The organism is Scytonema sp. NUACC21, assembly GCF_054684315.1.
This window is the reverse complement of sequence record NZ_BAAFZH010000075.1, coordinates 95,511-106,968: the sequence shown is the minus strand read 5'-3', so window position 1 is coordinate 106,968 and position 11,458 is coordinate 95,511. Positions and strand designations below refer to the sequence as shown.

At 40.5% G+C, this 11,458-nt stretch carries 12 protein-coding genes; 9 read left to right on the top strand and 3 right to left on the bottom strand.

The window, feature by feature from the left end; translation table 11 throughout:
• The first annotated feature begins 120 nt into the window (after positions 1-120).
• From ACYRY3_RS15585 to ACYRY3_RS15575, 3 genes are all read left to right on the top strand, one after another.
• Positions 121-1,386 carry a tRNA nucleotidyltransferase/poly(A) polymerase family protein gene (locus ACYRY3_RS15585; protein WP_460202548.1) on the top strand — a complete coding sequence of 422 codons (1,266 nt, stop codon included), beginning with the start codon at positions 121-123 and terminating at the stop codon, positions 1,384-1,386.
• A 105-nt stretch (positions 1,387-1,491) separates the two neighbouring features.
• Positions 1,492-1,959 (top strand): MerR family transcriptional regulator, encoded by a 468-nt coding sequence (locus ACYRY3_RS15580; protein ID WP_460202547.1) that lies wholly within the window; start codon positions 1,492-1,494, stop codon positions 1,957-1,959.
• 3 nt (positions 1,960-1,962) lie between these two features.
• On the top strand, positions 1,963-2,532 hold the full coding sequence (locus tag ACYRY3_RS15575) for a PIN domain-containing protein (RefSeq protein ID WP_460202546.1): 570 nt from the start codon (positions 1,963-1,965) through the stop codon (positions 2,530-2,532).
• A 784-nt stretch (positions 2,533-3,316) separates the two neighbouring features.
• Here the strand turns inward: ACYRY3_RS15575 and ACYRY3_RS15570 are convergent.
• The 3 genes from ACYRY3_RS15570 to ACYRY3_RS15560 form a co-directional block, all read right to left on the bottom strand.
• Positions 3,317-4,957 carry an ATP-binding protein gene (locus ACYRY3_RS15570; protein ID WP_460202545.1) on the bottom strand — a complete coding sequence of 547 codons (1,641 nt, stop codon included), beginning with the start codon at positions 4,955-4,957 and terminating at the stop codon, positions 3,317-3,319.
• 4 nt (positions 4,958-4,961) lie between these two features.
• A complete protein-coding gene (locus ACYRY3_RS15565) occupies positions 4,962-6,113 on the bottom strand; it encodes a hypothetical protein (RefSeq protein ID WP_460202544.1) in 1,152 nt (383 codons plus the stop codon).
• Positions 6,114-6,229: 116 nt separating this feature from the next.
• Entirely contained in the window at positions 6,230-7,654 is a 1,425-nt protein-coding gene (locus ACYRY3_RS15560; protein ID WP_460202543.1) for a DNA methyltransferase, read from the bottom strand.
• A 63-nt stretch (positions 7,655-7,717) separates the two neighbouring features.
• On the opposite strand from ACYRY3_RS15560, the gene ACYRY3_RS15555 reads away from it, so the two are divergent.
• The 6 genes from ACYRY3_RS15555 to ACYRY3_RS15530 all read left to right on the top strand — a co-directional run bounded on the left by ACYRY3_RS15555 (position 7,718) and on the right by ACYRY3_RS15530 (position 11,443).
• Positions 7,718-8,128 carry an element excision factor XisH family protein gene (locus tag ACYRY3_RS15555; protein WP_460202542.1) on the top strand — a complete coding sequence of 137 codons (411 nt, stop codon included), beginning with the start codon at positions 7,718-7,720 and terminating at the stop codon, positions 8,126-8,128.
• Positions 8,116-8,451 (top strand): element excision factor XisI family protein, encoded by a 336-nt coding sequence (locus ACYRY3_RS15550; protein WP_460202541.1) that lies wholly within the window; start codon positions 8,116-8,118, stop codon positions 8,449-8,451. Before ACYRY3_RS15555 ends, ACYRY3_RS15550 begins: the two co-directional genes overlap by 13 nt.
• A gap of 25 nt (positions 8,452-8,476) precedes the next feature.
• Positions 8,477-9,007: a GNAT family N-acetyltransferase gene (locus ACYRY3_RS15545; protein WP_460202540.1), complete on the top strand. Its 531-nt coding sequence runs from the start codon at positions 8,477-8,479 to the stop codon at positions 9,005-9,007.
• 743 nt (positions 9,008-9,750) lie between these two features.
• Positions 9,751-10,869, top strand: coding sequence for a tryptophan synthase subunit beta (gene trpB, locus ACYRY3_RS15540; protein ID WP_460202539.1), 1,119 nt, complete (start codon positions 9,751-9,753; stop codon positions 10,867-10,869).
• Between the two features lie 35 nt (positions 10,870-10,904).
• A complete protein-coding gene (locus tag ACYRY3_RS15535) occupies positions 10,905-11,084 on the top strand; it encodes a hypothetical protein (RefSeq protein WP_460202538.1) in 180 nt (59 codons plus the stop codon).
• On the top strand, positions 11,081-11,443 hold the full coding sequence (locus ACYRY3_RS15530) for an aspartyl protease (RefSeq protein WP_460202537.1): 363 nt from the start codon (positions 11,081-11,083) through the stop codon (positions 11,441-11,443). The genes ACYRY3_RS15535 and ACYRY3_RS15530 overlap by 4 nt, the downstream gene beginning before the upstream one ends.
• Positions 11,444-11,458 lie beyond the last annotated feature (15 nt).

Below are 11,458 nucleotides of genomic sequence, written 5' to 3'. Positions count from 1 at the left end.
GGTCTACATAGTGGCAGTTCACGCAAATACACATAATCGAACCAATTCCAGGAACCTTTATTGTTAATCTAGCTTAAGCGCAATTGTTATTGCTGAATCGCTGGGTTTATTTTTATTACAATGAATGCTTTCGTTCCTTCTACCTTATTGCCAGAACATTGGCCCTTTAGTTTGGAGTTATTGCCACAACCAGCTTACATGGTGGGTGGTGCTGTAAGAGATGCGCTTTTACTAAGAGACGCGCCGCAAGCTTTTACAGGAAAATATTTAGATATAGATTTTGTTTTACCATCTAATGCGGTGAAAGTAGCCCGAAAAATCGCAACCCATTACAAAGCCGGTTTTGTGTTACTTGATGCAGAAAGACAAATTGCCCGTGTTGTGTTTCCTCATGCCACAGCGGACTTTGCCCAACAGGAAGGCGATAGTTTGGAAACTGACTTGAACAGGCGGGATTTTACAGTGAATGCGATCGCCTACAATCCCTACACCCAAGAAATCATCGATCCCCTGCAAGGCTGTGCGGATATAAAAAAACGCCTTTTAAGAATGATATCACCAGCGAACTTAAAAGACGATCCCTTGCGGTTAATGCGGGCATATCGTCAAGCAGCTCAGCTCGGTTTTACGATAGAACCAAATACCCAAGACACAATTCGTTCTTTGGCATCACATATAACCAAAGTAGCCGCAGAAAGAGTGAGGGCAGAATTAGGTTATATGCTGCTTTCATCCCAAGGAACTCCTTGGATTGTCAGTGCTTGGGAAGATGGGTTGCTTGGATCTTTCTTTAAATACGCTACAAAAGATAGTGTTGCTTTGCTGACAGAGATTGACAAAGCGGCTGCGCGAATAGCAGAAACGTGGAATCAACTGGGTGTAGAACTGTCCCAGTACATACGCGATACAGTGAAAACAACTTGGGTGGGAATTGCAAAACTCGCGTGTCTCATTAAACAAGAACCAGAAACAGCAGAAACAGAGTTGATGGAACTCACATACAGCCGTGCTGAAGTGAAAGCTGTCATGACTGCTGTAAGACTATTACCACAGTTAAAGACACCTCAATTATCTTTAAGAGAACAATACTTCTTGTTTCAAGAAGCAGGATTGACATTTCCGGCTATAGCGATTTTAGCCATAGCACATGGCACACCGGTAGGGGAGATTGCACCCTTAATCACCCGCTACCTTAACCCTGACGATCTGGTCGCTCATCCCACATCAATAGTGAGTGGCAATGATATAATGATAGCTTTAAAAATTCCGGCTTCGCCACTCGTGGGTCAACTCTTAACAGAAATTGCCGTGGCGCAGATAGAGGGCAAGGTTTCCACCGCAGCAGAGGCAATAGAGTTTGCTGCTAGCTTACTTGATGAAAAATAAATCAAGGTGTATCAAGGTTAAAGTTTGAATCCCTATGAGGTTGACAACATTATCATATGTAATATCAAATGCTATTCCCTACTAAATTCTCAAACCTCAATCTATATGACACTCTCTGCCCATCAAACGCCAAAAAACACTTTACCGACACAAGAGCAAGCAGCTGTTGCACAAGCGAGTCGTAATCTTTTAGCATCCTTGCCAAAAGACCAAAGCTACTACGATATTGAGGTGATGCAAGATGAAACACAAGGTAAGAAAGTAACTATACCTGCTGCTGCTCTCGATTTACTTATTGAGATTTTAGGAATTATGGGTCAGGGTAATACTGTAAAAGTAACTGCATTCCCGCAGGAGCTAGGTATTGCTCAAACAGGAGATATTTTGGGTGTTTCCAAGGATTATGTGTGGGAATTACTTGAGGTAGGAGCAATTCCATATAAAGTAGAAGGGAACATACGCAAGATGCGTTATGAAGATGTTATTGAATATAAACACCGTCAAGATGCCGAAAGGATGAAAGCCCTTGAGGAACTTGCTGCTCAAGCGCAAGAACTCAATATGGGATACTAATTCATGTCAAATTTGACAGTAGTGTATGATGCCTGTGTGTTGTATCCAGCGGCGCTACGCGATTTTTTAGTATGGTTGGCACTTACAAACTTGTTCTATGCAAAATGGACTGATAAGATTCATGATGAGTGGATGCGTAATGTTTTGAAAAACCGTCCTGACATTACAAGAAAACAATTGGTTAGAACAAAAAATCTGATGAATAGTTCTGTCCCGAATTGTTTAGTCACAGGTTATGAATCAATCATTCCAAATTTGCAACTTCCCGATCCTGATGACAGGCATATCCTCGCAGCAGCAATTCACTGTAGTGCTAACATTATTGTTACTTTTAATTTAAGTGATTTTCCTGTAAAGAATTTGAATCCCTACCGTATTGAAGCGCAGCACCCAGATAATTTTATTCTTAACTTACTGGAACAAAATTTTACAGTAGTTTGTGAAGCAGCTCAAAGACAAAGAAAGACTCTTAAAAATCCTCCCAAAACAGCGGAGGAGTATTTGGAAACGTTGAAACAACAGGGGCTTACGCTTACAGCCACTCATTTGAGAGAGGTCTGTCAGGAGATTTAAATTTGGAGAGTGCGATCTCTTTACGAATTACTAACTATATAAATATGTAGCCAAAAATATAACAAAGTAATCACCATTAATTCAATACTAATTTTGCTGAAGTAGAGGATATTCAAACATTTCTGAATACCCCCCAAGATGTTCAATACTATCGGGACTTAAACATTTTTGAGGGACAAATAAGCCTCAAACCCATACAGGGTAAAGGAAATACACCAAATGCTCAAAAATGTCCCAAACTTAGATATATCAACCAAGGGAGCAAAACGATGTCAAAATCTTTCTGTATATAAATTTGACACTTTTTTCTAGGTGTTTTTTGTCTAAGTCCCGCTATTCCTTATTATCGCCCTGTTGTTCAGGTAAATTAGTGCAAGCACCCTTCTGGTACTCATACTCAAAGCCTGGTGACTTAAAATGCACAGACACTGGATTACAGCTAGGTGACACAATAGCGGCAATCACTGGAGGTAGTGTGAGACTTGCAATCAGCAATAAGTAAGCAGACTTCCCAGATGAAAGTTTCCTTTTTAGTGGTTTCGCAGATGTGTTTTTGAGAATCATAGAGCTAGCATAAATTTAGATATGTTTAGTCACAGCCTGGTTTATCTAGGCTGTTTCCTTATGTGTAGCCCTCGTATCCTGAGAACTACTCTGGAGTCATAGCGCGAGCAATTACCAAGTATAAGCGTTGGAAATGCAATCGCACTTTCTCATAACTTCAGGAAGTATGAACTTAAGAAGAGCGCTTGCACATGAGGCAGTAATTTGATTTTTGGTAAGATTAATCCTGCCAAATCTGAGGATTAGCGTTAATGATTGCTTGAGTGGCATCTCCACCAAAGGTTTCAAATGCAACATATTGAGACCCTTGACCATAGTTGACTTGATGTCCTGTAGCTAGCCAAAAAAAGCCTCCTCGTAGGCTTAACTGGTCATACATTACCACCCCATCCTCACGAAAAAACTCCTTCAGATAATCTTTGTCCGCCCCAATACCCATTCCACGACCAACATACTTAGTATGGCATTGGGCAATAATATCTTTGCTAATAGCCGTTATGCGTTGGGAAATTATCATCCAGCCTACTCCCAGTTTACGGGTAGTATTGAAAGCATCACGAATAACTTGAGTCACTTCATCATCACCACTTTGAGGTGCCCAACGTGGGCCTTCATCAAGAACTACTAGTCCGTTGCGTGTTCTACCATGTATTTTGAAATCTAATTCAGCCTTGCGCTTGACTTTACTAAAAATTTCGTACATAACAAAGCGTTGTTCTGATTCGGACATGGTAGCCATATTTAGCAGGATTATGCGTCCTTTATCTAAGAAACCCTCAACAATTTCATCAATGCTGTATCTACCTTCAAAATACTGCATGACTCCCGACCTGTAAGCGTTAGCAAAAGTTCTAAGTTGTCCGGGATTATCGGCTATCTGTTGTACTTCAGCAAGTTTTTCCCTGCGTTTGTTACCCGTGTAAACTGATTCAATATGTTCGAGTACTGCTTCAAGAACATGATTTGGCTGAGCAATTGCTAAATCTACCTCTCTTTCAAACAGTCCTTCAGCTACTCTCTCGCAAAGCAGTACTGATTTTTCGGAGTGCATATTGAGAATTCGTCGCAAAACAGGTTCTAATAATTGTTTAAAAGAAGTTTTACTAGTTAATCTAATTTGCTCAATACCTATGTATTCTGGTCTACGCCCTGCCTTCTCTAGTAGCTCAATGAAGTTAAATTTAAAGTCCCCTTTAGAATGAGAACCACCTTTGGCAATATCCCCGGCAGTATCAGGAATTAAGCATCCTTGTTGTGGATTGGCAGCAAGCTGAGTAGCAATAAGACAAAGAGCTAAAACAGTCTTTCCCGAACCGTTTTGACCAAATACGCAAGTATGCTTTGCTTCCCCGTATCCACCTGAATCCCAATCACCAAAATGGCGGTTAACGATTGACATCGGCATATTGGCTTCGTCAGGTAAATGACCAATAATCGCATGGTAAGTTTTTTCAACTTGGTAATTAGAAATCTCAGTACCGTGTAAAACTCTTAAGAAGGTTCCTGACTTCGGTGGACAGGCGATTGCACAAAAGGCATGGTCATTAGCTCGAATACAGGCAATAACTTCTACTTCAGCTGTCAAAATGTCGCATTCACCGGAGTAGTATCGCAAAAAACCTTGGTCGGCAATTGCCTGCTGGAACTCCAGGCTTTCATGAATTAGGTTAGTCATGTCTACTCGGTTGATGCGGCATAACACCCTTTGTTGTCCAATATCAGAGTTTACGATCAACTCACACAACTTACCTGAGATGTTACGATTTTTTGCCTGCGACAAGATGGTAACATGCAACTTACCACGCTTGTATGAGTTGACAGTAGCAACGTAATCTTGATGGAGGTTAGTAGCTATAACCATGAGATTATTTCCTAATAGATGTTCGATAAGCTTTGAATAGATTGGGGTAACGTCCAGCGTTAACCTCCCCGTACAAGCGGATTACTGATGATGCTTGTTTAGAAAGTAGATCGGCTAAGTACAAAGGCATTGGTTCCAGGACACCTCTGGTTAGAGTTTGAGCGGCAACAACGCCTAAAACTTCATCTAGCTTGCAAACAGACTTGTTGTAGTGAATTGCCATCACTGGCGACCATCCCCACGGGCGGAAATTGACGATTCTCATATTTTTGAAAGTAAGTTCCACTGCTTGATGCTGGGTCTCTAAATTTTTGTTGTCTTTACCTGTGGAGGGTTTGCCATAGCCTGGAACTTTAGAACCATGGGATTGTTGAAAAGCTTGTTCGTAGGAGATGGGGTTTGTATATTCCCCTTCCTGCAAAATCATTCCCAGTATGAGTTTGTCTGACGGCAGAAATGCAGTATTGAGGATATTACTTAAAGCTTTTAAGCTTTTAGAGAACATCTTGCCTATTCCCTTCTTGCTTAAAGCAATAAGCTTACGTGCGCCTTTACCTCCTGGCTGCCCAAAGATGGTAAACCAATCAGAATTAGGGTTGAGCAAACAACGTTGATAACTATCCTTAACTAATTCCCACTCTAAGAAATCAGGATCGGTAATTGACTGAGTAATGTCCTTTGGCATGGATGCAGCAAACTTGCACAAATCCATGTTGAGAGAGCTAAAACTGCCATCGTACATCACCCAATTACCGGAATCACAAGCATATTTTAAAGCTGTCAGTTCTTGAGCAACTCGGATGTAAGGAGCAACTTTGTTAAAGGTCTCACTTGACGTGCCACTAATAGCCTGATAAAAATATTTGGGCTCTGTATCGCAAGTGGAACTTACTACTCCAACAGCGATCGCGGTTGATATCTCTCCATAGTCATGAGATACGGTAGACGCATCTACACCCAATACAGGTGCTTCAATCAAATTCCCTGTAAATTTCGCAATCCAGTTCTTACTTTCAGCTTCTAATCGAATGTCTTCTTTTTTGGCTGTAATTTCGTTTTCCAACTGTTTCATCAAGGGATGAAAGTTAGAATGCAAGTCGTTGTCAACCTCTTGAAAAAACCGAGAAGTTACAGGAATGGTTAAATTGTCTGACATAAATTACCGATAGCAAATCGCCCAACCATTTAGTTGTCACTCCTGCGATAGGTTGAAAACCTTTGGTTGGAAAATTATATGATTTGGGCATTTATGCCAGATTACAATGTAGAGTTTTAAACGTCAACTGTCAATTGAATTTTTTTAGGAATTTGTTTATTTAATTTCATCCATCTACCTAAAATAAAAGCGCAGTATTCTGGATTAATTTCCGCCCCATGACAAATTCTGCCAGTTAGTTCTGCCGCAATTAATGTTGTTCCACTTCCCAAAAACGGGTCAATCACGACGTTTTCAGGTTCGGTTAGGCGGCTAATCCAAGCCACCATGTAATCAAGCGGTTTTCTCCCAGGGTGGTTGATATCATCAACTACATCCGTAACAATCATGCCTTCTGAGTAGTTTTGATTGCGTTTACCCGTCACTTTGTAAGGACTTGATTCTTTACAAAAAACAGCAGCAATAATGTGATTGCCATACCCCATTGGACTTTTACTCATGCCGTTTTTTATCCAGTGAGCGATCATGCATTTATAGGGCATAGTAGTTTTTTTAAGAAACTCGGCAAATGATTCATCGCCCGGAGTGACAACCACTAAATCAGCTTTATTAATTAACCAGTCATGCTTCCACTCAAAATCAATATCCCAATCTGCAACCCCCGCATTGTAAGGAGGATCGGCAAAAGCAAGTGTGGCTTTGGGTGCGTTCCAGGTTGAAGAATCGCAGCAGGTTAAGGTATGTTGTCCCATCTGCCAAATATCACCGAAATTGACGCGAGGGGTTTCACTAACCTCAATGCCCAAAACGCTGTTTACCACTTTCTCTAGCGACTGTTTAGCAATCTCCTGCTTGACTTCTTTGCGATACTGGGCTAATTGCTTGGTTTTGCGCCTTGTTTCTCTATCCAGGCGAAATCTCTTGATAACCTCCTGTTTGATTTCGGGCATTTCGTCTTTTACTTTATAAGCATCGTGAATTGTAATATTGCCATCAACAATATAACTCTCAATGTCAGGGAAACTTTCTAGTATAGAACACGCTTTTACAACTGAGTCTCTGCCTACATTTAAGCTGTCTGCCGCATCTTTCAGAGATATGAACGGCACAGCAAAAGAATGAATTCGTTTTTTTGCTTCATTTTTCTTAATAAACTGGTTGTTACCATTGCCTCCTTTTTTTATATTTGTAATTTTTGCTGCAATCATAGCTCTTTGACTTTCACTTAGATGCCGTCTTTTAATATTTAGCGAGATAACTTTCCATAAAATCTGAGATTCAGTTAGTGTGAGATATTCAATCTTTGGTGTTCTTCCTAGCGTCAGGCAAGCTTCATATCTATGTCTACCATCTATGATAAGGTTGGTTCCCGCTAGAACAGCAATGGGAATTCCTTGCCCATTTGTCTCTATATCGCTTTTGAGGTTTTCAAACTCTTGTCTGCCTAAGCGGGGGAAAAGGTAGACATAGGGGTGATACTCAAACTCCATTTCTTTGGCTTGTTGTTCTAAGGAAAATTTAATAGACTGGTTGTTAGCCATGATTTAGTCTCAATTAGACCTAACTGAATTTTTGTTACTCACCTTTGTTAGAGGTCAAGAGCAGTGGCAACACCCACCGCCTGTTTTGCACCAATTATACTGGCTTATTTTTGTTTTATCAGTATAGTACAAAAGCACTATAAAATAAACTGCCTTATTGATTTGCATCTTGTACTATCCGAACAACGACTGCTAGCAGCAGAACAGGGAAATAAAAAGATAGCTGTAGAAATTAAAAGTTTTGTCAGTCCTTCGGAAATGGAAGATCTAAAATATGCTATAGGAGGGTTCGTTACTTATCGGGCTGTTATTCAGCGTATTGAACCTGAACGGACGTTGTATTTAGCGGTACGTGACAATGTATTTACAGCTTTGTTCGAGGAACCAATTGGTAAACTTTTAATAGAGAGCGAAAATCTCTATCTAATCGTGTTCAATCCTGATAGTGAGACGATTGTGCAATGGATACCTTAGACGCTTATCGACGCATTATTAAAGACGTATTAATTCCATATACAAAAATTCCTTATTCGCATGGAGACATTCACTGTAAAACAGCCTTTGATAGCGAAAATGACAACTATCTACTTATTACTTTGGGCTGGGATGGTGTAAAGCGGATTCATGGTTGTTTAGTCCATCTTGAGATTATTGATGGCAAAGTATGGGTGCAACGGGATGATACAGAGGATGGCGTTACCTATGAATTAGTAGCCGCAGGAATTCCTAAAGACAAAATTGTGTTAGGATTTCATCCACCTAATGTTCGTCCTCATACAGGATATGCAGTTGCCTGACTGGTTCGACATGGAATACTAATTTATGCCATCTAATTTTACAATTCGCACTGCCGAGCCTCAAGATCGTCCGTTTCTAGTTAAACTAATGGAATTGCTTCAAGATGTTGAATCTGAATTTCATCCTAACAGACCATCAGGGTCTCAGATTGGGGATAAACATTTCGCTTATCTTGAAGAAATTGTTAAGAAGCAAGATGGTCAGATTTATGTAGCCCAGTCCAACGAGAGCATCATTGGTTTTGTAGTTTGTTTTGTAGAAGAACTTGATGAAGGAGACTTGCATATTGTTGAGCGGGAGCGAAAATACGGTTACATCTCCGATTTATACGTTCTGGAAACGAGGCGAGAACGGGGAGTCGGTGCTGCACTTATGAAAGCAGCTGAGAATTGGTTTTTAGATTTAAAGTTGGAAGTTGTCAGAGTCGGTTTGTTACATAGCAATGAAAGAGCAGCAATGTTCTACCGTAAAGCCGGTTATCAACCCTATGAAATCGTTTATGAAAAGCATCTTCACAAAGAGCCTTTCTTGTCAGAGGAAATAGATAAAACTTAGCCAAATGCGATCGCATACAGGTTGTAGAGACGTTGCAGTGCAACATCTCTACTGGATTTAAACATCAATAGGCAACAGGACTTACGCAACTGTCATAGCAACTGTCATAAGCGATGATGCAGCAACCCAACTTTCCGTCCACTCCACAACCCACCATCATCAGGTGGTGTTTGCAAGCGTTCAAATAGTTGCTTCTGTTAGTCGGTAGCGACGGGTCAATTCCGCATACTCCAAGTGCGGCACAATTTGAATTCTTGAACGTGGCATAGTTGATAGCGCTCTATTTATCTTCCATCAAATGATATTATCTTTGGCAACTTCGTATAATATCAGGCATTTTCTTAGCAAATATTTGCAGATTAAGACATTTTTTGTTAACTGTCTTAACTGTCTTAACTGTCCTTGTATTTTTGCTCTAGTTGTGAGAATCTTTCAGCATGATTCCCCGCTGGAATAGACATACAAAAAATTAGTCAATAGGAGGGAAACTTATGTCTGACATCAGAAAGCTTGGTTCATCTTGGATATTTAATAGTAGAGCAGTTAGAGCAGCTACACCAAGAAGAATTAGAATTACGGCAAAAGTGTATTAAGCTGCTATATCCAGAGAAAAGCCCCTATTAGTAATCTATATGTTTTAAGTAACTATATTCAACTCCAACAATAAATAATTCAAAATTTGCTTATTTAATGTTGGAGTTGATGTTTGCAGTTCGTGAAACTTATCTAAAAGGTTTTGACTGGTGACAAGCACTTCGGATATCAGAAATGTCAATTTCTTGGCTACTACTCAACACGATCCTTTGGGCAGGTTTGGACAGTTCGGTGGTCAGTACGTCCCTGAAACCTTAATGTCGCCATTAGGTGAGTTGGAAACCGCGTTTTATCAATATTGTAAAGAACCGAGTTTTCAAGCTGAACTACAAGATTTATTGCAGGACTACGTGGGACGACCCAGCCCCTTGTATTTTGCCGAACGCCTCACAAGACACTATGCCCGACTGGATGGAACGGGGGCGCAAATTTATTTAAAGCGTGAAGATTTAAATCATACAGGCGCTCACAAAATTAACAATGCTTTAGCTCAGGTTTTACTAGCAAAACGGATGGGTAAGCAGCGAATTATTGCAGAAACTGGTGCAGGGCAACACGGAGTCGCTACTGCAAGCTTGTGTGCGCGATTTGGTTTGCAATGTGTGATTTACATGGGTAGCCATGATATGGAACGCCAATCCCTAAACTTGTTTCAGATGAAGTTGATGGGCGCAGAAGTTCGTGTAGTGGAAGCAGGAATGGGTACCCTTAAAGAAGCAACTTCAGAGGCAATTCGGGATTGTGTAACAAACATAGAAACAACTTATTATATCATGGGTTCCGTTATTGGACCTCATCCCTACCCTACAATGGTACGTGAATTTCAAGCGGTAGTTGGCAAAGAAACTCGCACTCAATTTCAAGAAAAATTGGGAAGGTTACCAGATATCCTTCTGGCTTGTGTAGGTAGAGGTTCTAATGCAATCGGATTGTTCCATGAGTTTGTAAACGAACCTTCTGTACGCTTGATTGGTGTGGAGGGAGCAGGTGAAGGTATAGATAGGAACAAACACGCAGCAACTTTAGCGCGAGGAAAAGTTGGAATTTTACATGGCGCGATGAGCTATCTACTACAAAATGATGATGGTCAGGTAGTCGAAACGCATTCGATAAGTGCTGGATTAGACTATCCAGGCGTAGGGCCAGAGCATAGTTATTTGAAGGATATTGGTCGGGCTGAATATTACAGCGTGACTAATAAGCAGGCACTAGAGGCGAAATTCAGTGGACAGAAGAACAGAAAGCCCAATGGCAAGCTGAACGCTTAGCGTTTAAAGAGCGTTGTCAACGAATTTTTGACAAATTGCAACCGGAATTAATTAAAACTCACTATAACTGGTACATGGCAGTTGAACCAGAAAGTGGAGAATATTTTCTGGATAAAGATGCATTAGTAGTTGCAGAGAAAGCACATGAAAAGTATCCAAACGTCAGGTTGCACATTTTTCGCATAAATGGAACTGGAGTGTGCGGAAGAATATGATTTTGGGCAAGTTCGGTGATGAGGATGAATTATTTTTTGAGATAGATTTGATAGCTACTGACGGATTAGAACTACGAGTAGATGCACTTTTTGATACAGGCTTTTCTTGGTGGCTTGCAATTAATAGCCAAGATTTAGATGCACTTGATTGGATTTATGTAGAACAGCAAACAATGCGGACAGCCCAAGGAGATGCGGAATTTGATATCTACATAGGAAAAGTGCGAATTGATGGAAAAGATTTTGATATTCCTGTTTATGTGGGACAAGGAGTATCAGAAGTTTTACTTGGTCGCCAGTGGTTAAAAAATCGACGGTTGGTGGTAGATATGCAGTCTGGAGTCCTAACCCTGGAATAATATAATAATACAGTT